Annotated in this window: 22 protein-coding genes; 5 read left to right on the top strand and 17 right to left on the bottom strand. The window is 65.7% G+C overall.

From position 1 onward, the window contains the following. Positions 1 to 48: 48 nt before the first annotated feature. The gene (locus tag AAGT95_RS10435; RefSeq protein ID WP_342596441.1) at positions 49 to 669 is read left to right on the top strand and encodes a LysE family translocator; all 621 of its coding nucleotides are present in this window, start codon (positions 49 to 51) and stop codon (positions 667 to 669) included. Here AAGT95_RS10435 and AAGT95_RS10430 read toward each other — a convergent pair. The 3 genes from AAGT95_RS10430 to AAGT95_RS10420 all read right to left on the bottom strand — a co-directional run bounded on the left by AAGT95_RS10430 (position 608) and on the right by AAGT95_RS10420 (position 3,375). Then, the gene (locus AAGT95_RS10430) at positions 608 to 1,474 is read right to left on the bottom strand and encodes an AraC family transcriptional regulator (RefSeq protein ID WP_342596440.1); all 867 of its coding nucleotides are present in this window, start codon (positions 1,472 to 1,474) and stop codon (positions 608 to 610) included. The two genes, AAGT95_RS10435 and AAGT95_RS10430, sit on opposite strands and share 62 nt — an antisense overlap. Before the next feature lie 74 nt (positions 1,475 to 1,548). Then, positions 1,549 to 2,382, bottom strand: a complete 834-nt coding sequence (locus AAGT95_RS10425) for an MBL fold metallo-hydrolase (RefSeq protein WP_342596439.1) — start codon at positions 2,380 to 2,382, stop codon at positions 1,549 to 1,551. A gap of 57 nt (positions 2,383 to 2,439) precedes the next feature. Beyond that, complete coding sequence (locus AAGT95_RS10420) at positions 2,440 to 3,375, bottom strand: DMT family transporter (protein ID WP_110602644.1); 936 nt, start codon at positions 3,373 to 3,375, stop codon at positions 2,440 to 2,442. A 94-nt stretch (positions 3,376 to 3,469) separates the two neighbouring features. Between AAGT95_RS10420 and AAGT95_RS10415 the strand changes: the two genes are divergently transcribed. Next, the gene (locus tag AAGT95_RS10415; protein WP_342596438.1) at positions 3,470 to 4,384 is read left to right on the top strand and encodes a LysR substrate-binding domain-containing protein; all 915 of its coding nucleotides are present in this window, start codon (positions 3,470 to 3,472) and stop codon (positions 4,382 to 4,384) included. A 75-nt stretch (positions 4,385 to 4,459) separates the two neighbouring features. On the opposite strand, the gene AAGT95_RS10410 is transcribed toward AAGT95_RS10415, so the two are convergent. From AAGT95_RS10410 to AAGT95_RS10395, 4 genes are all read right to left on the bottom strand, one after another. Further along, complete coding sequence (locus tag AAGT95_RS10410) at positions 4,460 to 5,713, bottom strand: PIG-L family deacetylase (protein ID WP_342596437.1); 1,254 nt, start codon at positions 5,711 to 5,713, stop codon at positions 4,460 to 4,462. Beyond that, on the bottom strand, positions 5,710 to 6,912 hold the full coding sequence (locus tag AAGT95_RS10405) for a glycosyltransferase family 4 protein (protein ID WP_342596436.1): 1,203 nt from the start codon (positions 6,910 to 6,912) through the stop codon (positions 5,710 to 5,712). Before AAGT95_RS10405 ends, AAGT95_RS10410 begins: the two co-directional genes overlap by 4 nt. 99 nt (positions 6,913 to 7,011) lie before the next feature. Further along, positions 7,012 to 7,941: a DNA/RNA non-specific endonuclease gene (locus AAGT95_RS10400; RefSeq protein ID WP_342596435.1), complete on the bottom strand. Its 930-nt coding sequence runs from the start codon at positions 7,939 to 7,941 to the stop codon at positions 7,012 to 7,014. 82 nt (positions 7,942 to 8,023) lie between these two features. Further along, complete coding sequence (locus AAGT95_RS10395) at positions 8,024 to 9,733, bottom strand: thiamine pyrophosphate-dependent enzyme (protein ID WP_342596434.1); 1,710 nt, start codon at positions 9,731 to 9,733, stop codon at positions 8,024 to 8,026. A gap of 278 nt (positions 9,734 to 10,011) precedes the next feature. On the opposite strand from AAGT95_RS10395, the gene AAGT95_RS10390 reads away from it, so the two are divergent. After that, positions 10,012 to 10,677, top strand: a complete 666-nt coding sequence (locus AAGT95_RS10390) for a glutathione S-transferase family protein (RefSeq protein WP_342596433.1) — start codon at positions 10,012 to 10,014, stop codon at positions 10,675 to 10,677. Positions 10,678 to 10,789: 112 nt separating this feature from the next. Beyond that, entirely contained in the window at positions 10,790 to 11,161 is a 372-nt protein-coding gene (locus tag AAGT95_RS10385) for a DUF1428 domain-containing protein (protein ID WP_342596432.1), read from the top strand. On the opposite strand, the gene AAGT95_RS10380 is transcribed toward AAGT95_RS10385, so the two are convergent. Next, the gene (locus AAGT95_RS10380) at positions 11,158 to 12,585 is read right to left on the bottom strand and encodes an amidase (protein ID WP_342596431.1); all 1,428 of its coding nucleotides are present in this window, start codon (positions 12,583 to 12,585) and stop codon (positions 11,158 to 11,160) included. The two genes, AAGT95_RS10385 and AAGT95_RS10380, sit on opposite strands and share 4 nt — an antisense overlap. 113 nt (positions 12,586 to 12,698) lie before the next feature. Beyond that, entirely contained in the window at positions 12,699 to 13,061 is a 363-nt protein-coding gene (locus AAGT95_RS10375; RefSeq protein WP_342596430.1) for a YrhK family protein, read from the bottom strand. A gap of 187 nt (positions 13,062 to 13,248) precedes the next feature. Here AAGT95_RS10375 and zwf point away from each other — a divergent pair, with 187 nt between their 5' ends. Beyond that, positions 13,249 to 14,841, top strand: coding sequence for a glucose-6-phosphate dehydrogenase (gene zwf / locus AAGT95_RS10370; RefSeq protein WP_342596429.1), 1,593 nt, complete (start codon positions 13,249 to 13,251; stop codon positions 14,839 to 14,841). A 15-nt stretch (positions 14,842 to 14,856) separates the two neighbouring features. On the opposite strand, the gene AAGT95_RS10365 is transcribed toward zwf, so the two are convergent. The 8 genes from AAGT95_RS10365 to doeB all read right to left on the bottom strand — a co-directional run bounded on the left by AAGT95_RS10365 (position 14,857) and on the right by doeB (position 22,727). Further along, positions 14,857 to 15,507, bottom strand: coding sequence for a GNAT family N-acetyltransferase (locus AAGT95_RS10365; RefSeq protein WP_342596428.1), 651 nt, complete (start codon positions 15,505 to 15,507; stop codon positions 14,857 to 14,859). Further along, on the bottom strand, positions 15,504 to 16,451 hold the full coding sequence (locus tag AAGT95_RS10360) for a cyclodeaminase (RefSeq protein WP_342596427.1): 948 nt from the start codon (positions 16,449 to 16,451) through the stop codon (positions 15,504 to 15,506). The genes AAGT95_RS10365 and AAGT95_RS10360 overlap by 4 nt, the downstream gene beginning before the upstream one ends. Before the next feature lie 134 nt (positions 16,452 to 16,585). Further along, positions 16,586 to 17,572 carry a hydroxyectoine utilization dehydratase EutB gene (eutB, locus tag AAGT95_RS10355; protein ID WP_342596426.1) on the bottom strand — a complete coding sequence of 329 codons (987 nt, stop codon included), beginning with the start codon at positions 17,570 to 17,572 and terminating at the stop codon, positions 16,586 to 16,588. 97 nt (positions 17,573 to 17,669) lie between these two features. Then, the gene (locus tag AAGT95_RS10350; RefSeq protein WP_342596425.1) at positions 17,670 to 19,064 is read right to left on the bottom strand and encodes an aminotransferase; all 1,395 of its coding nucleotides are present in this window, start codon (positions 19,062 to 19,064) and stop codon (positions 17,670 to 17,672) included. 322 nt (positions 19,065 to 19,386) lie between these two features. Then, a complete protein-coding gene (locus AAGT95_RS10345; RefSeq protein WP_342596424.1) occupies positions 19,387 to 20,850 on the bottom strand; it encodes an NAD-dependent succinate-semialdehyde dehydrogenase in 1,464 nt (487 codons plus the stop codon). Next, on the bottom strand, positions 20,847 to 21,056 hold the full coding sequence (locus tag AAGT95_RS10340; RefSeq protein WP_342596423.1) for a hypothetical protein: 210 nt from the start codon (positions 21,054 to 21,056) through the stop codon (positions 20,847 to 20,849). Before AAGT95_RS10340 ends, AAGT95_RS10345 begins: the two co-directional genes overlap by 4 nt. Positions 21,057 to 21,079: 23 nt before the next feature. Then, a complete protein-coding gene (locus tag AAGT95_RS10335) occupies positions 21,080 to 21,562 on the bottom strand; it encodes an Lrp/AsnC family transcriptional regulator (RefSeq protein WP_342596422.1) in 483 nt (160 codons plus the stop codon). Between the two features lie 124 nt (positions 21,563 to 21,686). Next, positions 21,687 to 22,727, bottom strand: coding sequence for a N(2)-acetyl-L-2,4-diaminobutanoate deacetylase DoeB (doeB, locus tag AAGT95_RS10330; RefSeq protein WP_342596421.1), 1,041 nt, complete (start codon positions 22,725 to 22,727; stop codon positions 21,687 to 21,689). Between the last annotated feature and the right edge of the window lie 173 nt (positions 22,728 to 22,900).

The following is a 22,900-nucleotide window of genomic DNA, read 5'->3' as shown; positions in this document are numbered from 1 at the left end:
GCCCCCCACCCCCTACGCTCCTCTTCTTCCAGTCGAGAGGAGCTCTCCATGTCATCCGCCGTCGTCCTTTCCATGGCCGCCTTCGCCCTGGCAGCTTCGCTGTCTCCCGGCCCGGTCAACCTGGTCGCGTTGAGCACCGGGCTGAGCTACGGCTTTCGCCACAGCCTTCGCCACGTAAGCGGTGCCACCTGCGGCTTTACCTTGCTGCTGCTGGCGATCGGCGGAGCGCTGCAGCCGGTTCTGAATTGGCCGCCCGCCATGATTGCGATTCGCTGGGCCGGTGTGCTTTTCCTGCTCTACATGAGTGTCGGCCTGGCGCTCGACGACGGCCATCTCCGCGCCCGCGACCCGCGTCGCGCGTCGTTTCGCCGGGGGGCACTCATGCAGTGGTTGAACCCCAAGGCCTGGATGGCCTCGGCAGCGGGCACCGGTGCCTACACTTCCGCCGGCAGTGCCGGTTCCGTCGCCCTGTTCGCGCTGATCTTCTTCGTCATCTGCTATCTCAGCCTGGCGAGCTGGGCCGCGCTGGGCGCCTGGCTGGGAAGGCGCCTGCCGACGCCACGGCAGGTGCGCTGGATCAATCGTGGCCTGGCACTGATGCTGCTGCTCAGCGCCTCGAGTCTTGCGGTCGTCCCGCTCGGCGATACTGGTCAGGCGTCGCTGCGGTGAAGCGCTTGAAGGTCCGCTGAAAGTGGGACTGGTCGGCGAATCGGCACTCGAGCGCCACATCGGCGATGGCACTTCCCGCTTTCAGGGCGGCCTGGCCATGGCGAACGCGACAATCGGTCAAGAAGGCATGCGGGGTGATGCCATACTGGCGCTTGAAGCTTCGTACCAGATGCGTCGGCGACAACCCCGCTTCGGCGGCCATGCGCTCGAGCGGCAAGTGCTCGGTGCAGTGGTCGCGAATGAAGTCGACCACCGGCTGCAGCACCGAGCCGTCGCGCCGTGGCTCGGCCCGGTAGGCACCTGGCTGCACCAACAACCGCCGGAAGAATGACTCGCTTGCCGCGGCCTTGGCGGCCGGCGGGCCATCGGCGTCGAACAGCTCGTCGCACAGCCCCAAGAGATCGCGGTAGAGCGCTGGCGCGCGTGTCATGTGCAGCGCCAATGGCAGGAAGCGACCTTCGCCGATGCCGGCCTCTCGCTGCAGCGCCGCCAGCCAGCGGGCGTCGGCATAGAGCATGACGTAGGACCAGGGCGTGTCGTCGAGCGGATTGCAGGCGTGGATCTCGAACGGATTCATGACCACGACGGCCCCTTCGGACACCGGTATCGTCCGTAACGACTCGCCGGGCACCTGGTACTCGTAGAGACTGCGTCCCGCCAGCACCGCGCCGATCGAGAACGCCTCGTGGCTGTGCCGCGCATAGCCCACGCCCCGACCCTCCCGGGTCAGTCTCGCTTCCACGAATGGCAGTTCGCCGCTGCGCCAGAAGCGCATCTCGCCACCTTGGCGTAGGTATTCCTTCATGAGCTGATCGCCGATGCCTCGATGGGGACAGGTTGCGGGCCGCGATGCGGCCCGGTCTCCCTAGTATGCCAGCCCTAACGCCCGAACTCGGCGGCATCCGAACTCGACACTCCTCGTCCCAGCGCCCGGCAGTGACGCTGTGCCGACTCCTCGATGACGCGCTTGGCGTCGACCAGGATCTCGCGCCCCCAGAAGGCGGAGTAGGCGCTATCGAACGCGAGCGGTTCCAGGCGTCGGGCGATGCCCGCCACCGTCCCCGCATCCAGCGGCACGTTGTTGGGATAGGACCACATGAACGACGCCATCCGATCCGGCGTCACCATCAGCGTGTCGCCCGTCAGCAGGACCCCGTGTTCCGCCCAGTGCAGCACGCTGGCGCCGGGGAAATGACCGCCCAGGGAATGTACGGTGACGCCGGGCAGTATCTCGCGCGAGGCGCCTTCCCAGAACTCGATTCGCGCGTCCGGCACGCTGACCCATTCGCGATCCGCGGCGTGAACGTGGACCGGACAGTCGAACGCCCGCGCCCACTCGGCCATGGTGGTGAAGAAATGCGGGTGAGACAGCACGATGGCGTCGAGCCCGCCGAGCCCTTCGATGATCTCGATGGTCGCCTCGTCGAGCAGCGTCAGGCAGTCCCACAGCACGTTGCCGGCCGGCGTCCGCAACAGGAAGGCGCGCTGGCCGATGGCGAAGCTGGGCGTGGTGCCGATGGCCATCAACCCCGGCGCCATATGACGAAAGGTGTTGGTGTGACTGGCCGTCAACTGGGTTGGCGTTGTCCAGCGCTGCCCTTCGACCGGGACGAACTGGCGCTCGTCCTCACAGATATCGCAGTGCTCCGGTGGCGTATCGCTCCTTGGATACTGCAGGCCACACGTGGCGCAGATGAAACCGGTGTTATGCATGTCTACCTCCCCGATCCAGAACGAGACATCATCCTGCCTCCTCAAGTTAGCTTGAGGTCAAGGCTTTGCCAGGCGTGATCGAGCGCCGGAACGTCGCAGGACCAGCCAGCCCGAGATCAGGATCACCGTCATGCCGAGCCAGGTCGTCGCATCGGGAACCTCGTCGAACCACAGGGCGCCCCAGACGGCGGCAAAGGGGAGGTAGGCGTAATCGAACGTTCCCACCAGCGAGGAGGGGGCGATCTGATAGGCTCGCGCCACGCCCGTGTTGACGCTCACCATCAGTAGCGCATAGAGCAGGATCAGGGCGGCCTCGGCAAGGTCGAGCGGTTGCCACGAACGGCTCAGGAAACCCCGCGGCAGTGCCTGATCGTCGACCCACATCGCCACCAGGCCACTCCCCGCCACACCGGCCAGCGCGAAGCCCAGATTCAGCCCCAGGGCCAGCACCAGCGGGCGCTCGCTCGCGCAGTGGCGACGCGTCAGCACCATGGCTCCGGCGTAGCAGCACGCCGCCGCCACCGGCAATGTCATGGCGAGGGAGAACACCCCCAGGCCCGGTCGCAGCACCAGCAGCACGCCGCCGAAGCCAAGCCCGATCGCCGCCCAGTTCCCGCGCGTGAGCCGCTCTTCGCCGATGGCCGACGCGAGAATCGCGATGAACAGCGGCGTGGTGTAGATGCCCACGGCCGCGGTGGCGAGCGGGATCAGGGGCAGCGACGCATAGAACAGCAGCCACATCGCCAGTAGCAGCAGACTGCGCAACATCACCCACCCCGGTCGCTCGGGGAGCAGCGCCCTCCAGCCCCCGCGCAGCAGCAGGCATCCCGCGAGGAGCGGAATCGATATCGACGATGCCAATGTCAGCAACTGCCAGAGCGATGGCCCGGCGCCGAGAGACTTGACCAGCGCATCGGACAACGCCAGCAGGCAGACCGACCCGACGATCAGCGCCACGCCCTGGCGACGGTTGTCATGGCGTTCGGGGTGCATGATGATCTCCAAGGGTTCGCAATGGGTCTCACCATGCCCGCGGAGCCCGTCATCCGACCAACGACTTCTGCGTCGTCATCCATGAGCTCAGGTTATGAATTGGCTAGGTAAATCGTTGCCGCCCCTATCGACGCTGCTGCCCTTCGAGGCGGCGGCACGGCTCGAGAGCATCTCGCGCGCGGCAGACGAGTTGCACCTCACCCAGGCCGCCGTCAGCCGTCAGGTTCGCGCGCTGGAGGAGAATCTCGGGCTGGTGCTGTTCGAGCGTCGCAATCGCGGGGTCTTCCTCACCCCGGCAGGACGCGAGCTGGCGGCGACCGTCTCTCGTTCCCTGGGCGCCATGGCCGATCAAGCCAACGACATGCGCGGCCCCGCTCGCGGCGCCCAGGTCACCCTGTTCTGCCAACTCTGCGAGGCGTTCTACTGGCTGATGCCGCGCCTGGCCGCCTTCAATCGTCGCCATCCCGATATCGATCTGAAACTGGTCACCTCGACGCGCCCCATCGCGGAACATCGCGAACCGTTCGATATCGCCCTGCAGACGAGCGGCAGGCCCAGCGGTCATCATCCGCTGGCACTCACGGCCGGCGACGAGGTCTATCCCGTCTGCAGCCCGGCGCACCCCGCGGCACACGGTGCCCCCCGCTCGCTGGCGTCGTTGACGGCATTCGCCCTGCTTCACCACCACGCCACGCCGCCGGACTGGGTGGAGTGGTCCGACTGGCTCCGGGCGATGGGACATTCGCAGGCTCCCCCGCTCCCGGGAAAGACCTTCGACAGCTATCCGCTGATGCTTCAGGCAACCCTGGAGGGCCACGGCGTGGCGCTGGGCTGGCGGCGCACCACCGAACGGCTGATCGCCTCGGGCGAACTGGTTCGTCCCGTGCGCGAAAGCCTGCAGCAACCGCAGGCGGTCGCCATCTACACGAGACGGGGCTCGCCGGAACGCCCCGCCACCCGGGCACTGCTCGATTGGTTGCAGGAAGCGCTGGAAGGCACGCCGCCTTAGCACAGGTCACTGCCGTCGCGATTCTCGGCTTCCGCCTGGACCTGCCCCCGCCCCGGTCGGAGGCGATCGCGGCCCTCAGTCCGCAGTGTCGAGTCGTCGAAACCAACCCGCCACGAACGCGTCGGCCGGCAGTACCCGGAAGAGTTCGGTCGAACGGACCGCCGCTTGAAAATAGGGATCCCTGTCCGCGGCGAACGTCGGCACGAACCCCGCCCGCCTCGCCCGGCGCCGCTGCTGGCGGCGATTGGCGCGCGGCGAGAGGTCGCTCATGCTGTCCAGCAGCAGCGCCTTGTGTTTCTGTCGCTCCGCGTCGAGCGGCCAGAGCATCGGTGTCGGCGTGTCGTCGAACAAGTCATCGATGGCGATGGATCGCGGCGGCATCCAGGCGGGCTGGAAAGCCGGGCCGGGTGGGTAGGCGCGGCGGTAGTGGTTGGCATAGAGCATGACTTGGGTCGGCCGGTGCGCGCTTTTCGCCAGCGCCATGGCCAGCGCCAGCGAGGTCGCGCGATGGTCGGCGTGCGGATCGAACTCCGGGTCGGTCACCAGTATCGTGTTCGGGCGGATGGCGTCGATCATCTGGCGCAGGGCCGCCAGCACATGCTCGCGCTCGAGCACGTCGGCCTCCGAAAACGGCAGCTCGGCACGATTGAATGCCCGCGCCTCGCGTAGCGGCCAGACGGGCCTCTGGGGAGTGCCGTCGTGGATCAACGGCCACCCTTGGCCATCCGGCACCCCGATCAGGGTCGACCGCTCCGCCGGCAGACCGGCCAGCATCGGCGAGGCGTAGACGTTCCAGCGCCGCCACTCCGCCTTGCGTCGGGTGGCATCCGCCAGTGTCCGGTCCAGTCCATCGAGGTACTGACGATCCACTCCCTTGAGCTTCTCGCCGCAGGAGAGAGTGACGATGTGCAGGGAGTCGGCGTGGTCGCTGTAGAAGCCGCCGGCGGCCAACTCCGCATCGTCGGGATGCGGCGCCAGAATCAGAAACGGGCCGTTCAGACGGGGGCGCGGATGCCAATGGAGACGCGGCGCCCCGACGAGCCGGGCACCGTCGATGGCGAGACGCAGCTCGCTCTGTGCGGGCAGGTCGGGCGTCAGCGAATAGGCGATCCTCTGGCTGTCGCGCGACGCTTCCAGGGTGAAGGAGACCACCTCGCCACCGTCGCGACCGACCGTGACGGTGGGCAGGCCGCGACGCCACAAGCGCCAGCCGCCGGTCTCCAGCGCCAGTTCGATCTCCACCATGCCGGCCACCCCGACCATCTCGTCCGGCAGGCGAAAGCGGTAGCCACCGCCGGCCACGGGCTCTGCGTCGTGCCGTCCGTTCATGCCGCTCCCATCGATTGCAGATGTCGGGTCATGCTGTCGACGTATCGCTCCAGCGTAAAGCGCTCGCTGACGAATTGGCGACCCGCCACGCGCATGCGGTGATGGCGCTCCGGGTCGCCCAGTACCGCGGCAACGCTCTCGGCCAGCCGCACCGGCGAAACGCCGAGCGGCACCCGCAGTTGGTCGGTATCGGGATCGTAGACCTGGGCCGAGATGCTGCTGTGACCGGGATGCGTCGTGAGCGATTCGACCGCTTCCGTGCATGGCAGGGTGAGCCCGGTGACTCCTTCGTCCAGGGTCTCCGGTAGCCCGTCGACCCGACTGCCGATGACCGGGCAGCCAACGGCGGCGGCCTCGATGCTGACCATCCCGAAGGTCTCGCGAAACGAAGGACAGAGCAGCAGGTCGAGTCGCGCCAGCGCGGCGGGCATGTCGTCGACGAAACCGTGAAAGACGACCCGATCCTTCAATTGCAGCGCTTCGACCAGTGTCTCCAGATCCTGCTGCATCATGCCGCTGCCGAGTACGTGCAACTCGGCGTCGAGGCCGCCGTCCACCAGCCGGCGAAGCGCGCGGATGGCGATGGGGAACCCCTTGACCGGCACCAGCCGTCCGGCGACGCCCAGCCGCCAACGCCGCTTCACGGCCGGCTCGGGCGCCTCGATGACGACGCGGTCCCGCAAGGGGTGAATCAGGGGGTTGTGCTGCACCACCATGGAGATATCGGCGACGCCCCAGCGCAGCTGCAACATGCGGCGGGTGGCGTGGGAGACACAGATCACGCCGTCGCAGGCGGCAAGGTGCGCCAGTCTCGAGCGGCTCGGCATGGCGCGCCAGGCGGAGCCGTGATCGTAGTGGATCGCTCGCGCGCCGAGTTTGCGATGGGCCGCGATCAGGGGCCCGGCGTTGAGCTGGGACCAGCTCAGCAGCACGTCGGGACGCGGCAAACCGGTCAGCGACCGCGACACGCCCCACTCCCGCAGCCCCGGCACCCAGGCCGGCAGCTTGACGCCCTGCGGCGCCTTGTAGCGAATCACCGGCGTGTCCGGCGGTAGCCGCGCGGCCATCGCCTTGGCGACTCGGTCGCCCTTGTTGAATACCAGATTGACGTGGCGTCGAGACAGCTCCTGGATCAGCGTGGCACAGAGCAGGCCGATGCCCCCGGCCACGTTGAAGCTTGCGAAGTGCGATACATTCATGAGCACGCCATACCCATCGAGTCAGTGGCATCCAGCGCCAAGATAATGAGCATGGTAAGGGATGCGCCGGCAAGCGCAAGCGGCGGCTCGCCGCAGCCTCTAGACGAGAATATCCGACGGCCCGCGAATCTCCGTCTCGATCCGTGTGCCTGTCTCGCGCTCCTCGTTGGAGAACCCGTCGTATTCGGCCAGGTCGGCGAAGTCGAGCCCGGCCAGCTCGCCGATCCGGGCCACGCTGCGCTGGTAGGTCTTGTACTGCCCGAACATGAAGCCGAGCCCTTCGAGCTCCTCGGCCTGCTCGATCATGTAGGCCGTGGCCGAGGGCTGACCATCCGCCATGAACGCCACCACCTTCCAGTACGCCTCGGGGATTTTCACGCCTCGGTAGCGGCGGTCCCCCTCTCGGAACACGGGCCCGGTGAAGACCGTGATTCGCTGCCCGTCGGCGCGGGCGTTCTCCAGCAGGTAATCTTCCAGCCCCAGCCAGGTCTGCTGGTTGAACCCCGCCATCTGTGGCGTGCAGTTGGTGAAGTGGAAGGTATCGGCATTGGCCTGCTCGGCCTCTGGGCCCCAGTTGGCCGAAGTGCGGCGAACCAGATGCCCCCGGTCCAGCGGGTTGCGCGCGTAGAGCGATTCGCCGACCTGAAGCGATTCGTCGATCCGGGGATCGAAACGCCAGTTGTCGTTGCGTCTGGGCACGCTCTCCAGCCGGCTGCCATCGAGATTGAGGGCAGTGAAGATCGCCAGCCTGCGGGAGCGCGACATCACGACCGAGAAGTGCGTGTAGTCGAGCCGGCCGTCGTCACGTCCGGGCACCGGCGTCACGTCCTCCGCGCGCGCGCCGACGGGCACCGGCAGCGGTACGACGAGGTCGTCCAGAAACGCCGTGTCGTAGCCTTGGCGGTCGTTCAGCGAATCGCTATCGGTGACGCCCATCGACGACGCTGCCACCGTCGATCTTGCGGTGCCTGGCACGGCCAGGCGACGCAGGTCGCGCAGACCGGGGCGACGAAATTCCTTGTGGGACATGGGACTTCGCTCTCGAGGTCGGGTCGGGGCAGCCATCAGCCTGCCACGGACCATGAGTGCCGCGTGACAGGCCGACGACGACTCACTTCCAGAAGTTGCTCTTCACCAGGTCGACGACATCGCTCATGCGGCCATCGAGCACCGCCTTGCCCGAGTAGAGCGCGGTGGAGGTGACCTGCCCCGGCTCGATCTTGGGCGGCATCACCAGCTCCATGCGATTGACCTTGACGTCGAGAAGCGCCGGCCCCGGCTGGGACAGCCATTCGGCAATGGCGTGCTTGAGCTCGTGCTCGCGTTCGACACGTCGCCCCCACAGGCCTATCGATTGCGCCAGCAGCCCGAAATCCGGGTTGTCGAGGTCGGTGTAGCTGTCCAGCAGACCATCGACCTTCTGCTCCAGTTCGACGAAGCCCAGCGAGCTGTTGTTGAAGACGACGATCTTGAGCGGGATCTGCTCCTGTTTCAGAGTCAGCAGATCGCCCATCAGCATGGTCATGCCGCCGTCGCCGCACATGGCGATGACCTGACGCTCCGGAAACGCCTTCTGGATGCCGATCGCCTGGGGATAGGCGTTGGCCATGGTGCCGTGGACCAGGCTGGAGAGCGTGCGCCGTTTGCCGTTGGCGCGGATGTGACGCAGCATCCACACCATCGGGCTGCCGCCGTCGGCGGTAAAGAACGCATCGTCGTGGGCAGCGTCGTTCAGCGCCAGCGTCAGCTCCTGCGGGTGAATCAACGCATCGTCCCCGGACTCGTGGGCGTCGTGCTCCAGCGCCTTGTGATAGCTCTTGCGGCACCGCTCCAGCCACGCCGTGTCATGCTGCTCGTCGACGATCTGGGCCAGTGCGGCGCAGGTGTCGCGCACGCTGCCGAGCAGCCCGATGTCGACCGGATGACGCTTGCCGATCTGCTGCGGATCGATATCCACCTGGATGATCGTCGCCTTGTCGGGATAGAACTGCGTCCAGGCGAAGTTGCACCCCAGCAGCAGCAAGGTGTCGCAGTCGGCCACGGCATGGTAGCCGCCGGCCAGGCCGAAAACCCCGGTCATCCCGACCTCGAAGGGATTGTCGGGCTCGATGAAATCCTTGGCTCGCGAGGTCCAGGCCACCGGCGCATTGAGCTTGGCGGCCAGCACCATCACCTCGTTGCGCGCATGCTCGCAGCCCGCTCCCGCGAAAATGGATATCTTGCCGCCGGCATTGAGCGCCTTGATCGCCGGCACCAGCTCCTCGGCGCTGGGCCGGGTGATCGGGTCGAAGCGATGCGTCCGATAAGGCAGGTCCTGGCTCGGCTTCTGGGTGAACAGGTCACCGTGCACGATCAGCACCGCGACGCCGTTCTTCGCCAGCGCCGCCTGGGCCGCCAATGTGGTCAGCCGCCGCACCTGATCGGGGTTGATGATCGTCTCGCAGAAGACGCTGTACTGCTCGTAGATCGGCTTGGGGTCGACATCCTGCGGAAAACCGACACCGGTATCGGCGGTGCCGACCTGGGAAGCGATCAGCACCACCGGAGAACCGCTGCGATGGGCTTCGAACAGACCGTTGACGAAGTGCAGCGTGCCCGGCCCGCAGGTGCCGGCGCACAGCGCCAACTCGCGGGTCATGTAGGCTTCGCCGCCAGCGGCGAAACCGCCGACCTCCTCGTGGCGGACATGGACCCACTCGAGATCGCTGCGGCGGACGGCATCGGTGAAGTGGTTGATGGTGTCCCCCACCACGCCGTAGCAACGCTTGGCACCGGCACTGGAGAGGGTTTCGACGATGATTTCGGCGACGTTCTGACTCATGGAGCGACTCCTTTCGCAGGCGGGGGATCGCCTCGAGGCCCGATGGAGCTCGGCGATTCCGCCATGACCAGGCCCGGTGAACTGGGCGGTGAAAAGACAAACGGATTAGTAGTGGCGCATCTTGTGCCCCCTGTTCAAGCGTAGTCGGCCATCGCCGATTCGTCCGAGGTATCTAACAGGCGTCGTTCGAATGACCAAAGTCTTAGCAGTCCTCGTTTGGAACATGACCTATTACTGAACAACCGGACGGAGGGCGGAATCCTCGGGGGGTGAAAGTCATGCTGGGGAGCCATATTCGAGTCAGCGCGTTTCGCTGGGTACCCGATTTCGCCCGCGGCAAGGTTCGCGACCTGCGGGTCCGCTGGGCCCTGGAGGAGGCCGGCCTGCCCTACGAGACCGAGGCCATCGACTTCGTCGAGAAACGGAGCGCGACCTATCTGTGTCGGCAACCCTTCGGGCAGGTGCCTGTGATCGAAGTGGATGGTGAAGCCATGTTCGAGTCCGGCGCCATCGTGCTCAAGATCGCGGAACAGTACGAACCGCTGCTCTCTCGAGTTCCGCGCCGGCGGGACCAGACCCTCAGCTGGTTGTTCGCCGGCCTGAACAGCGTCGAACCCCCGATCATGGCGCTGGCCGAACTGGATTTCTTTGTCGAGGACGAGACGGTCAGGGCACGTCATCGTGAGTTCGTGCTGGGCAATGTCGTCGATCGACTCGACGATCTGGCGCGCGTCCTGGGCGAACGTACCTATCTGGTCGACGAGTTCAGCGTCGCCGACCTGATGATGACCACGGTGCTGCGCATTATCGATCACACCGAACTGCTCGTGGAGCGCCCTGCTCTCGACGCCTACGTGAGGCGATGCAGCGAACGACCGGCCTTCGATCGCGCCCTGCGGGCTCAACTGCGCGTATTCGACGAGAACGCGCCCGTTTCCGGCTGAATGTGACATCAGGACATCGAGAGTTCGGGCGCTACGGCCGAGCGGTCAAGACAGGGCGGGCCAAGCGGCGAGTCGAGCGATGATCGGCTAAAGGAGACGTGGAGGGAAAAACATGCACTATGTACAGGGGTTCGTGGTACCCGTGGACGGTGACAAGCGCGATGCGTATCACGCGCTGGCCGAGAAAGCCGCGACCTTCTTTCTCGAGCAGGGCGCCATACGCATCGTCGAGGCCTGGGGCGAGGACGTGCCGGACGGCAAGGTCACCGATTTCAAACGCTCCGTTGCCGCCCAGGCGGATGAGCAGATCGTCTTTTCATGGATCGAGTGGCCCGATAAATCCACCTGCGAGACCGCCGCGCAACGCATGCAGAGCGACGAGCGTTTCAAGATGCCCGACGACTTGCCCTTCGACGGCAAACGCACGATCTGGGCCGGATTCACGCCATTTCTCGATCGATATCGGGACGATAGCGCAACCTAAGCCATTTCCGCCGGATCGGGTACGCGGGGGAACCGCGGCGGATGCGCCTGCATGTAGGCGTGGCAGGCACGCAGCACACGCACGTCGTCATGCTTGCCACCGGCGAGTTGAAAACCGACCGGCAGACCGGACTCCGTGAACCCGCAGGGGACCGAGGCCGCCGGCTGCTGGCTCAGGTTGAACGGGTAGGAGAACGGAGCCCACTCCTCCCAGTCGCGCATGCCACTGCCCGGTGGTACCTCATGTCCCGTGGCGAACGGCTCGATGGGCACCGTCGGCGTCATCAGCAGATGGTACTTCTGGTTGAAGCGCTCCAGGCACTCGGTGAAGTTGGCCCGGCGCCCCAGCGTCTGGAACAGGTCGAGCGCGCTCCACTGCTGGGCAGTGCGGGCATTGTCGACCAGCCCGGGGTCGAGCTGTTCGCGCTCCCGATCGCTGCATTTCGACCAGAAGTCCAGCGAGGCGGTGAACCAGAGCTTCTGAAAGATATCGATCGGCGACTCGAAGCCGGGATGAACCTCCTCGACCTCCGCGCCCAACTGCTCAAGGTTGCGGGCCGCCTCGCGCACGCGTGCCGCGATCTGCTCATCGACCTCGGCGTAGCCCAGCGTCGGCGAGTAGGCGATTCGCAGTCCCCGCAGATCCTGGTCGATGTCCGCCCCCCAATCGTCCGGCTGGCCGCGGGTGGCGTAAGGGTCGCGATAGTCGTAGCGACCGATGACGTTGAGCATACGCACGGCGTCCTTGACACTTCGGGTCAGCGGACCGATATGGGACAACGACGGCTCCGTGGCCGGCGGCCACTGGGGCGTCCAGCCGTAGGTGGGCTTGAAGCCGAACACACCGGTGAAGGCGGCGGGAATGCGTATCGAACCGCCGGAATCGCCGCCCTGGTGCAGCACCCCCATGTTGAGCGCCGCCGCCGCTGCCGCCCCGCCCGAAGAACCGCCCGGGGTCAGGCGCGTGTCCCAGGGATTGCAGGTGGCGCCGAAGACCCGGTTGTCGGTCACTGCCTTCCAGCCGAATTCAGGCGTATTGGTCTTGCCGAGAATCACGGCGCCCGCTTCCCGAAGCATGCGCGCCGGCGGACAGTCCTCTTCGCACGCCGCCGTCGACGAGGTCAACGAACCGCCGCGAGCCGGCATGCCGGCCACTTCGGCCAGGTCCTTCATCGATACCGGGATACCGTCGATGGCGCTCAGCGGCTTGCCCTGACCCCATCGCCTGGCCGAGGCCTTGGCAGCCTTCTCGGCGCCCTCGCGATCGACATGGACATAGGCGTTCACCGCATCGTTGAACCGCTCGATACGCTCGAGCGCCGCCCGGGTCGCCTCCAGCGGAGAGGCTTCGCCGGATCGGTACAGCCGCTCGAGCTTCTCGGCGTCCATGTTGCCGAGATCCGTTTCTGAGTCTGTTCCGTTCACAATCGGCTCCACGTCCTGTGGTGTATGGAAGATCCCTCTGTCCCAAGGCTAGTCGGCGATCGCGACGGGACGCAATGTCGGCGGGCAGCGCATCGTCGAGACCCATCGCGCGCTCAGAAATCGTGTTCCGCCTCGGCCGGTGACGTCGCATGGGCGTTAATGCGCTGGAGATGCAGGCGTCGAGTCAGGCGAATGATCGGTCGGATCAGCATCTCGATGCTGCCGATCAGGAACAGCCAGGTACCGTAGTAGGTCAATGATTCGTAAAAAAAGAAAAAGCTGCCGATGACGAACCAGATGCCGATGAGAATATCGTTGACGATGCTCAGGACCTCGTAACGCCGACGGATGATGAGTTCGTCACGGCCGAAATGCAGCGTTAGGCCCTGATTGACGTCGGCGGATCGACCGGCCCGCCCCGGGTCGGGACCCTGCGTGCTGGCGCTGCTGCCTGCCTCCGAACGGTCACCACGCATGTGATACTCCCCCTGTCTTGGCTAGCATTTGGTTCGATTCAGTCTGGCTCAGCTCGCCAGGACGCGCAAAATCGGCGCGGGAGAATCGATGAACGCCGCATTCGCTGGCCCCCGGCCGGAATGTCTTCCATGATGAAGTCGCACCACGCGACCGACTCCCGGCAACCCACATGACGAGGTGAGAGCCGTGCCCCATTCGACGCGAGCGAAGTACGAACAGACGCCTGCCGCCGACGACACCACGATGTTCATCTTCGGCGCCGGTGGCGATCTGGTGAAGCGGCTGCTGATCCCTTCACTCTATAATCTGGATCGGGATCGCCTGATCTCTCCGAAAATGCGGATCGTCGGCATCGATCTCGCCGAGCACGACGACGAGAGCTTCCGTCGGCACCTCAAGGACTTCATCGCCGACAAGGCCGCCGACAACCACTCGGAGAGCCGTGAGGGCTCCCTGGACGAATCCCACTGGCGGGATTTCGAGAAGCGGCTGCACTATCGACAGGGCGATTTCACCGATGGTGCCATCTATCGCCAGATCGATGAGGTCATCGCCGCCTCGGAGAGCGACAACGCCCTCTTCTATTGCGCCACGTCATCGCGTTTCTTCAGCGATATCGCCAGACAACTCGGGAGCGCCGGACTGCTCGAGGAGCGCAACGGGCGATACCGCCGGCTCGTGGTCGAGAAGCCATTCGGTCACGACCTCGAGTCCGCCCGGGAATTGAATGCCGATCTGCTCGAGGTGATGCAGGAAGAGCAGATCTACCGAATCGATCATTTCCTCGGCAAGGAGACGGTCCAGAACATCCTCGTCGCCCGCTTCGCCAACGTGCTGTTCGAGCCATTCTGGAACAATCACTACATCGACCACATCCAGATTACCGCTGCGGAAACGGTCGGCGTCGAGGAGCGTGCCGCCTTCTACGACAAGGCCGGCGCGATGCGCGACATGGTTCCCAACCACCTGTTTCAGCTGCTGGCGATGGTCGCGATCGAACCGCCGGCGGCATTCGGCGCCGACTCCCTGCGCAGCGAGAAGTCGAAGGTACTGGGCGCCATCCGCCCCTGGACGACCGAAGAAGCCAAGCGCTACTCCGCCCGCGGCCGCTACGCGAAAGGCACCCTCGGCGACCGCCAGGTGCCCGGCTATCTGGACGAGCACGGCGTCGATGCAGAGAGCGAGACCGAAACCTTCGTCGCCATGAAGGTGATGGTCGACAACTGGCGCTGGGTCGACGTGCCCTTCTACCTGCGCACCGGCAAGCGCATGAGCGCGCGGGATACCGAAATCGCCATCTGCTTCAAGCCGGCGCCCTACGCCCAGTTTCGCAACACCGACGTGGAACGCATGGCCTCCAACTGGCTGATCATCCAGATCCAGCCCAACGAAGGCATGTGGTTCGACTTCCAGGCCAAACGCCCCGGCCCCGAGTTGGAAATGGATACCGTCAAGATGGGGTTCGCCTACAAGGACTTCTTCGATCTGCCCGCGGTCACCGGCTACGAGACCCTGATCTACGACTGCCTGACCGGCGATCAGATGCTGTTCCAGCGCGCCGACACCATCGAGAACGGCTGGCGCGCGGTGCAGCCGTTCCTGGACGCCTGGTCCGAGCAGTCCGAAGCGGGCGAACCCGATATCGAAGCGTACGCTGCCGGCACCGATGGGCCGACCGGCGCCCATGACCTGATCCAGCGTGACGGCCGCGTATGGCACAAGGTAGGAGAAGCGACGGGACCCGGCGTGGCGCCCGTGCCAACCCAGAGCAAGCGCTGACGGAAACCATCAGGCTCAGGGTCGAAGGCCCAGTGGCCGCGCCATCAGCTTCTCGACCAGCGGCTGCCCCGCGATCTCGAAGTTCTGGTCGAGTTCGAGATCGCGGAAGCCGCAGCGCTGGTAGAAGCGGATGGCCGGCGCATTGTCGGCGATGACCCACAACCCCACCTCGCGATAGCCCTGGGCGAGACACCACCTCAGGGCGGCCTGCCACAGGGCGTGGCCGACGCCCTGGCGCTGCGCCCGCGGGGCGACGTAGAAGCCGTAGAGTTCGATCCAGCCGGGAGTGAGCGTCCGGACCTCGGGCCGCGCGCTCTCGCTCTGGCGGAAAGGCCCGACACTCACCCAACCGAGCAGCGCATCGGCCCGGGGCCCAGCCTGGGCATCGAGGTGCATGTCGAGATGGGTATCGGGGTCAGTGTCGAGGTCAATGCCTGCCTGGGTGTCTGCCTGGGTATTCGAACCCGTGCCGACGAAGACCACCGCCCCCGCCTCGAGCTGCGAGCGCCAGGCCGCGGCACGCGCGGCGACATCCAGGCCCGCCAGCGTGGTCTCGGCGATCCAGCCGCGATAGTTGTGGCGCCAGGCGTCGACGTGGATGGTTGCGATCGCCTCGGCGTCGGCTGGGGTGGCACGGCGCACCACCACCGCACCCGCCACGCTCACGGCGCCAGCCGGCCCAGCGCAAACCCGGCGATGGCGGTGTCCTGCACCCCGGTGCCGGTGAGATCGCAGACGGTGATCTGGGAATCCGCGGTACGCAGACCGCTCCCGCTGGCAATCACTGCACCCAGCTCGTTGACGGTGAACGGCGGCTCGTGGCCGGCGTAGGCCTTGAGCTCGCCGTTGTGCTCGCTCTGGGCGCGGGTATCGGCCACGAAGTGATCGGCCCGCTCCATCACCGACGAATCGAGTTCGCGCTTGTCCGGACTGTCCGAGCCCATCGCAGTGACATGCACGCCCTCGCGCAGATGTTCTCCGGAGAGCAGTGGTGATCGCGACGGCGTGGTGGTGACGATGATGTCCGCCTCGCGGCAGGCGTTGCCGATCTCGGTATGCACCGCCACGGTCAAGCCGTAGGCCTCCTGCATCCGCGCCGCGTAGGCCTCGGCCTTGGCGACGTCGCGGGCCCAGACGTCGAGCGTCTCGATGTCACGCACCAGCCTGAGCGCGGCGACCTGCAGCTCCGCCTGCAGCCCGGCACCGAGGACGGTGACGCGGCGGCTGTCGCGCCGCGAGAGATGCTTGGCGGCGATGGCGCCCGCCAGCGCAGTGCGAATATCGGTGAGATAGCCCTCGTCGAACAGCACCGCCTCGACCAGCCCGGTCCTGGCCGAGAATACGATCATCAGTCCGTTGAGACTCGGCAGCCCCAGCTTGGGATTGTCGAAGAAGCCGGGGCTGACCTTGATCGCGAAGCGCGAATTGCCCCGGATATGGGCGGTCTTGACGTCGACCTCACCGTTGGACTCTTCGATCGCCATCGACAGGATCGGCGGCTGGACCACACTGCCCTCTCCCAGCGCGCGAAAACCGGCTTCAACGGCATCCAGCGCGGCATGGTCGAGCGTGACGACATCCTGAATCTGCTGTCGGTTATAGAGTTCCATCTGTAATCCTTCTAATCCGTTACGTAGCTATGGTTGAGATCGAGCGAGTCTGAAAATTTGGCAAGCGACGGCCAGATCGGAGCGCATAGCCAATCGAGTGCGCCGCATGCCGAGCGCAGGCCGTTTTCACCCGCTCAGCGCGCCGGATAGTCGACCAGGGTTCTCGCCCGCATCAGCGTCCCGGCATCCACGCCGTTGCCCGAGACGATCAACACCACCTTCTGGCCGCGGATGTCGAGGGCGTGCTCCTCGATGGCGGCGAGCCCCACCACGGCGGCCCCCTCGACCAGCATCTTCTCCTGTTCGAAGAAGTGCAGCATGGCACGGGCAATCGCCGGCTCCGAGACCCGGTAGTGATCGTCCATCACCTCGCGCACCAGCGCGAAGGTGCAGCGGTTGTCGAGCCCGATCCCGCCCCCGAGCGAATCGGCCAGCGACGCTTCCTCCTCGACCTCGACCGGTTTGCCCGCGGCCAGGCTGTCGATCATCGCCGCGCCTTTTTCCATGCTCACGCCGGTCACATGAACCCTGGGGTTGATGCCTTTGACGGCGCGCCCGATGCCGCCGAGCAGGCCACCGCCGGAGAGCCCGATCAGCACGCGGTCGAGATCCGGCAGATCCTCCATCAGCTCGAGGCCGATGGTGCCCTGGCCGGCCGCGATCAGCGGGTCGTCGAAGGGTTCGATCAGCGCCATGCCCTCCTCGGCGACCAGACGCCGCGCCTCGACGAAGGCATCGTCCTGGGAGCGCCCGATCACCCGCGCCTCCGCCCCCAACGCTTCGATGGCGGCGACCTTGTTGGCCGGCACCAGCTCGGAGAGGCAGATCACCGCCCGTGCGCCGAGTCGCCGGGCCGCCCACGCCACCGCCCGGCCATGATTGCCGGTGGAGGCCGTGGTGACACCGCGTTCGAGCTGATCCGGCGACAGCGAGGCGATCTTGTTGAGCGCGCCACGCAGCTTGAATGCGCCGCTCGGTTGCAGCGTCTCGAGTTTGAGATAGATCTCGGCATCGAAGCGCGCCGATAGGGTCTGGGAGAGGACCAGCGGCGTGCGTGCCGCCTGCCCGGCGAGTCGCTGGCGGGCCAGGTAGATATCGTGCAGGATGACGGGGTCGGACATGCGGGCTCCCGAAGCAATGATGAAAAGCGGCAGAGCTCTCACCCTGCCGCAGGGGCGCGATCGCATCAAGCCGATGCGGGCAGCCGTCAGTCCAGGTCTACAGCGCCTTTTCGCGGGTCAACTCGTCGGTCACCTTGTCGATGGCTCGCTTGGCACGGGCGATCACCTCATCGACCTGGCCGCGGTCGATCACCAGCGGCGGCGCAAAGCCGAGGATATCGCCGTTGGGCATGGCCCGAGCGATCAGGTTCTCCTCCAGCGCTGCCGCGGCGACACGAGCGCCGACCTTGAGCGCGGGATCGAATGGCGTGTATTCGCCCTTCTCCGGGGCGAACTCCAGCGCCGCCATCAGCCCCTCACCGCGCACGTCGCCCACCAGCGGGTGGTCGCCGAAGGTCTTGGCCAGTTGGGCGTTGAAGTAGGCGCCGGTTTCGGCGGCATTCCCCACCAGGTTCTCGCGTTCGATGATGTCCAGGTTGGCCATCGCGGCGGCGGCGCCCAGCGGGTGGCCGGAGTAGGTCCAGCCGTGACCGATCGGGCCGTATTCGCCGGTGCCATCCTCCAGCGCTTTCCATACGCGCTCGCCGACGATCACGCCGGAAAGCGGCTGATAGGCGCTGGTCAGCCCCTTGGCGATGGTCACCAGGTCCGGCTCGATACCATAGTGCTGGAAGCCGAAGTCGCTGCCCAGACGACCGAAGCCGCTGACCACCTCGTCGGCGATCAGCAGGATGTCATGGCGCTTGAGCACGGCCTGGATCGCCTCCCAGTAACCCGCCGGCGGCGGGATGATGCCGCCGGTGCCCAGTACCGGCTCGCCGATGAAGGCGCCAATGGTTTCCGGGCCTTCGCGCTGGATCAGCGCCTCGAGCTGCTCGGCGCAGTAGGTCGAGAACTCGCGCTCGCTCATGTCACCGCGCTCGCGACGATAATAGTAAGGCGCCTTGGTGTGCAGGATGCCGTCGATGGGCAGGTCGAAGTGCTGGTGGAACGCGGGCAGCCCGGTGAGCGAACCGGCGGCGATGCTGGAGCCGTGGTAGCCACGCTGACGCGCGATGATCTTTTTCTTCTTCGGCTGGCCGGTGACGTTGTGGTAGTAGCGCACCAGCTTGATCTGGGTCTCGTTGGCGTCACTGCCGGAAAGCCCGTAGTAGACCTTGTTCAAGCCGTTGCCGGCGAGCTTGGCGATCCGCTCGGAGAGGGCGATCAGCGGCTCGTTGGAGTGGCCGACATAGGTGTGATAGTACGCCAGCTCCTTGGCCTGGGCGTAGATCGCCTCGGCGATCTCGCTGCGACCGTAGCCGATGTTGACGCAGTAGAGCCCGGCGAAGGCGTCGATCATCTCGCGGCCGTCACGATCGACGATGGAGATTCCCTGGCCGCCGGTGATGATGCGTCCTGGCGCGTCGCCGTGGGCATGGTCCCGAAGATGGGTGGACGCGTGAAAGACGTGGCGGCGATCGTTGTCGATCAGGCTACGCGTATCGGTCATGACGTTTTCCTTGATGAAGGCGGAACCGCCACCGCGACTGTCGGTGGTGTTTGATGGCGATTCCCAGCGGGCGCAGCGGTCACCGTGACCCTTGTGTGATACCCGCTTGAAGCTTGCGATTTCGTGGCTGGAGAGCCCTCTCCAGCCGGTCACTGTCGATCTCGGGGCGACGAGCAGAGGCGCCATTATCACCCTTGGCAACGTCGACGAGCGAGCTGGCCCCTGATCCGGGGCGCCCGCCCGAGCCGACGCGGCCGGCGCCAGCCAACGAGCATGGCGGGAGTGGCCGCGACACCGTCACGGCGACGGGCCGCCACGGTCGTCAAGACGAACTGGCCGAGGGCATATTGCCGAGACAGTAGTACTTGGTGTCGAGATACTCATCGAGTCCCGCAGCGCCACCCTCGCGGCCCAGACCGGACTGCTTCACGCCACCGAACGGAATCGGCGCGCCGGTCATCTTGACGCTGTTGACGCTGACCATGCCGTACTCGAGCCCGCGCATCAGCTTCCAGATACGACGCACGTCGTGGGTATAGACGTAGGCCGCGAGCCCGTACTCGGTGTCGTTGGCAAGCCGGATCACCTCGTCGTCGTCGTCGAACGCGCAGACCCCCGCGACCGGCGAGAAGGTCTCCTCGCGGAACACCCGCATTTGCGGGGTGATGTCCGCCAGCAGCGTCGGCATGAAGAAGTTCTCTCCGGGCGGTTTCCCCTCTCCACCCAGCTGGCGGGCGCCCTTGCTGACCCCATCCTCGACGAAGCCCTTGGCCATGTCGACCGCGCGCTTGTGAATCAGCGGACCGATGTCGCTCTCCTCCAGGCCATTCCCTACCTTCAGCGCCTGCATGTGCACCAGGAAGCGCTCGATGAAGGCATCGTAGATCTTGCGATGAACGAACAGCCGGTTGGCGGCGAGACAGTCCTGACCGGCGGTCTGGAACTTGGCGGCGACCGCCTCTTTCGCCGCCACATCCGGATCCATGTCATCGCAGACGATGAAGGGCGCATTGCCACCCAGCTCCAGCGACATGCGCTTGACGCTGGAGGAACTCTGGCGCATCAGCAGCTTGCCGACGCGGGTCGAACCGGTGAACGAAATGTTGCGAATGCGGTTGTCGTTGCACAGCACCTCGGAGACCGTCGCCGGGTCGCCGGTGACGACGTTGAATACCCCGGCCGGAATGCCCGCCCGCTCGGCCAGCTCGGCCAGCGCCAGGGCCGAATAAGGCGTCTCGTTGGCCGGCTTGACGATCACCGTGCAGCCGGCCGCCAGCGCCGCCCCGGCCTTGCGGGTGATCATCGCCAGCGGGAAGTTCCACGGCGTGAACATCGCCGACACGCCGACCGGCTCCTTGATCGTGCCCAGTGCGGCGTTGGGGATATGACTCGGAATGGTCACCCCATAGGCGCGCTTGGCCTCCTCCGCGAACCACTGGATGAAGCTGGCACCGTAGTCGACCTCGCCGCGTGCATCCTTAAGCGGCTTGCCCTGCTCGTAGGTCATCAGCAACGCCAGGTCTTCCTTGTGCTCGTGCAGCAGGCGATACCAGGCGTTGAGCTTCTCGGCCCGCTCGTGGACGTTGATCGCCCGCCAATCGGCGAAGGCATTTTCGGCGGCGGTCACGGTCTCGGTGATCTGGGCCGCTTCCAGCAACGCGCAGTGGCCGAGAATCTCTCCCGTGGCGGGATCGACGACCGCTTCCTCGCGCCCCTCGCTGCCATGGGTCCACTTGCCGTCGATATAGGCGTACTGGCGGAAAAGCCGGGGATCGTTGAGTTTCATGATGTCGCCTCCTGCAAGGTGTCGGCGGTGGGCAGAACGGTTTGCCGATCCTGCGAGTGCGACCATGGTATCGATTCTGCAGCGGGTAATTTTTTTGTCCCGACCGATTTACGGTACGTTTTCTTTCGAAAGAACGTGTTGAGGTTGAGGTTTTTTCGGATGAGGTGGGACGGGAAACGAACGAACCTGGCGTCGGCCAGGTTCATTCATCGTTTCCGTTCGTCAGCTCTCAGACGGAGAAGCCGTCGGGATCGGGCAGCGCCGGCGGCCCTTCGCGCTTGACCGTCTTGGTGACGATATAGGTGAAGTAGCGCTCGATGCCGAGGTCGGAGACCAGCCAGGCGTCGATCAGCCGCTGATAGGCGTCGATACTGTCGGCGGCGATCTTGACCAGATAGTCGACACCGCCGCCGACCGCGACGCATTCCGCCACCGCATCGGTGTCCGACACCATTCGCTCGAAGCGGGCAAAGCTCTCGGCGTTGTGCTGCTTGAGCTCGATCTGAACCCATACCGGGGTGCGCTTGACGATGGCATCGGGATCGATCCGGGCGCTGTAGCCTTCGATGACCCCAGCCTTCTCCAGCCGCTTGACCCGCTCCCAGCAGGGGCTGACGGAGAGGCTGATCGCCTCCGCCAGGCGCGACTTGGTAATTCGGCCGTCGCGGCTTAGGATTTCCAGGATCTTGAGGTCGTAGCGATCAAGCTTCATACCAGACACCATCCAAACGGATCACGCTCGGCCATTCCTCGTTGAACGCGGTTTCAAAACGCTCGTTTACCCCTCGTAAACTCCGCTCTCTCAACAGCGCTCGCCTCGTCTGATCTTCACTCACTCATTGGCGTTGGGTCTGGTCACGTTCCAAAGACTCGACCACTTCCGCGACCACGGCGATGGTATCGCCCATTCCGACCTTGGCCGGAAAGCGCCGGGCGATCAGCACGCCGTCGCGCCGGGCACGGTACTCGACCGGCTCCGCACCGGTGCGACTCATGTCATGGACCCGCGCCAGCACGTCGCCCTGCTTGACCATTTCCCCCAGTGAGACCGTCAGTTCCAGCAGACCGGAATGCTCGCTCTGGACGTAGCAGCTGGCATCCGGCATGTCGACGTAGATCATGGGCTCGGCGGGCGTCTCGACTTCGCCTTCCACCAGACCGTAGTGAACCAGGAAGTTGCGCACGCCCCGCTCGGTCACGGCCAGGCTCGCCGGTGTCGAGGTGCCGCCGCCGCCCAGCTCGGTGGTGACGAAGGTCTTGCCCTGGGACTCCACCGCCGTGTCGTAGAGCTTGGTCGCGTCGAGCTCGAACATCATCATCGCATAGGGCGCGCCGAAGGCCACCGCACCGGCCAGGCTCGCACGCTCCTGACCGATATCGTCGAGCCGATGCGCGGCGGCGAAGGGCACGATGTCCAGCGTGCGACCGCCGGAGTGCAGGTCGAGCGCCACGTCGCACATCGGCACCAGCACGCGGTTGAAATAATCGGCGATCTGCGAGGTGACTCCGCCATTGGGATCGCCGGGGAAACTCCGATTGAGGTTGCCGCCATCCAGCGGCGAGGTCCGCTTGCCCGCTTCCGCCGCCGGCAGGTTCATCATCGGCACGATGATGACGCGGCCGCGCACGTCTTCCGCCCGGAGCGTGCTGGCGAGCTTGAGCAGCGAGGTGATGCCCTCATACTCGTCGCCATGGTTGCCGCCGGTCAGCAGCGCCGTGGGCCCTTCGCCGTTGGCGACCACGGTGATCGGGATCATCACCGCGCCCCATGCGGAAGTGTCGATGGAGATCGGCAGCTTGAGAAAACCGTGCTGAACGCCCTGGGCATCGAAGTCGACGGTGGCGCTGATCGGGCTGGAACGCAGGGTTGCGGACATGCGAACTCTCCTCAATGAAACGGATGACGCGCCGCAGCGGATCGCTAACAGGCGCGTCATTGAACGGTAGCAAAATAGCCGGGCGGGGCGAGTCCCCGGCGGGCCTAAGGCCCGCTATCCGGCCTTGTTCCACCAACGACCGGCGACTCTGGTTTCACCAACAGCTGACCCGG

Source organism: Salinicola lusitanus, from assembly GCF_038648475.1.
Classification (GTDB): Bacteria; Pseudomonadota; Gammaproteobacteria; order Pseudomonadales; family Halomonadaceae; genus Salinicola; species Salinicola lusitanus.
The sequence above is the reverse complement of the archived record's forward strand: the minus strand, read 5'-3'. Positions and strand labels throughout refer to the sequence as shown.

Excerpts from the sequence above, each read along its gene's own strand:
- AAGT95_RS10345 (WP_342596424.1), bottom strand. The coding sequence starts at position 20,850 with ATGAAACTCAACGATCCCCGGCTTTTCCGCCAGTACGCCTATATCGAC.
- AAGT95_RS10390 (WP_342596433.1), top strand. The coding sequence starts at position 10,012 with ATGCTGGGGAGCCATATTCGAGTCAGCGCGTTTCGCTGGGTACCCGAT.
- doeB (WP_342596421.1), bottom strand. The coding sequence starts at position 22,727 with ATGTCCGCAACCCTGCGTTCCAGCCCGATCAGCGCCACCGTCGACTTC.
- AAGT95_RS10420 (WP_110602644.1), bottom strand. The coding sequence starts at position 3,375 with ATGCACCCCGAACGCCATGACAACCGTCGCCAGGGCGTGGCGCTGATC.
- AAGT95_RS10405 (WP_342596436.1), bottom strand. The coding sequence starts at position 6,912 with ATGAATGTATCGCACTTCGCAAGCTTCAACGTGGCCGGGGGCATCGGC.
- AAGT95_RS10360 (WP_342596427.1), bottom strand. The coding sequence starts at position 16,451 with ATGGAACTCTATAACCGACAGCAGATTCAGGATGTCGTCACGCTCGAC.
- AAGT95_RS10375 (WP_342596430.1), bottom strand. The coding sequence starts at position 13,061 with ATGCGTGGTGACCGTTCGGAGGCAGGCAGCAGCGCCAGCACGCAGGGT.
- AAGT95_RS10335 (WP_342596422.1), bottom strand. The coding sequence starts at position 21,562 with ATGAAGCTTGATCGCTACGACCTCAAGATCCTGGAAATCCTAAGCCGC.
- AAGT95_RS10400 (WP_342596435.1), bottom strand. The coding sequence starts at position 7,941 with ATGTCCCACAAGGAATTTCGTCGCCCCGGTCTGCGCGACCTGCGTCGC.
- AAGT95_RS10385 (WP_342596432.1), top strand. The coding sequence starts at position 10,790 with ATGCACTATGTACAGGGGTTCGTGGTACCCGTGGACGGTGACAAGCGC.
- AAGT95_RS10425 (WP_342596439.1), bottom strand. The coding sequence starts at position 2,382 with ATGCATAACACCGGTTTCATCTGCGCCACGTGTGGCCTGCAGTATCCA.
- AAGT95_RS10395 (WP_342596434.1), bottom strand. The coding sequence starts at position 9,733 with ATGAGTCAGAACGTCGCCGAAATCATCGTCGAAACCCTCTCCAGTGCC.
- AAGT95_RS10350 (WP_342596425.1), bottom strand. The coding sequence starts at position 19,064 with ATGACCGATACGCGTAGCCTGATCGACAACGATCGCCGCCACGTCTTT.
- eutB (WP_342596426.1), bottom strand. The coding sequence starts at position 17,572 with ATGTCCGACCCCGTCATCCTGCACGATATCTACCTGGCCCGCCAGCGA.
- AAGT95_RS10410 (WP_342596437.1), bottom strand. The coding sequence starts at position 5,713 with ATGAACGGACGGCACGACGCAGAGCCCGTGGCCGGCGGTGGCTACCGC.
- AAGT95_RS10340 (WP_342596423.1), bottom strand. The coding sequence starts at position 21,056 with ATGAACCTGGCCGACGCCAGGTTCGTTCGTTTCCCGTCCCACCTCATC.
- AAGT95_RS10435 (WP_342596441.1), top strand. The coding sequence starts at position 49 with ATGTCATCCGCCGTCGTCCTTTCCATGGCCGCCTTCGCCCTGGCAGCT.
- AAGT95_RS10415 (WP_342596438.1), top strand. The coding sequence starts at position 3,470 with ATGAATTGGCTAGGTAAATCGTTGCCGCCCCTATCGACGCTGCTGCCC.
- AAGT95_RS10430 (WP_342596440.1), bottom strand. The coding sequence starts at position 1,474 with ATGAAGGAATACCTACGCCAAGGTGGCGAGATGCGCTTCTGGCGCAGC.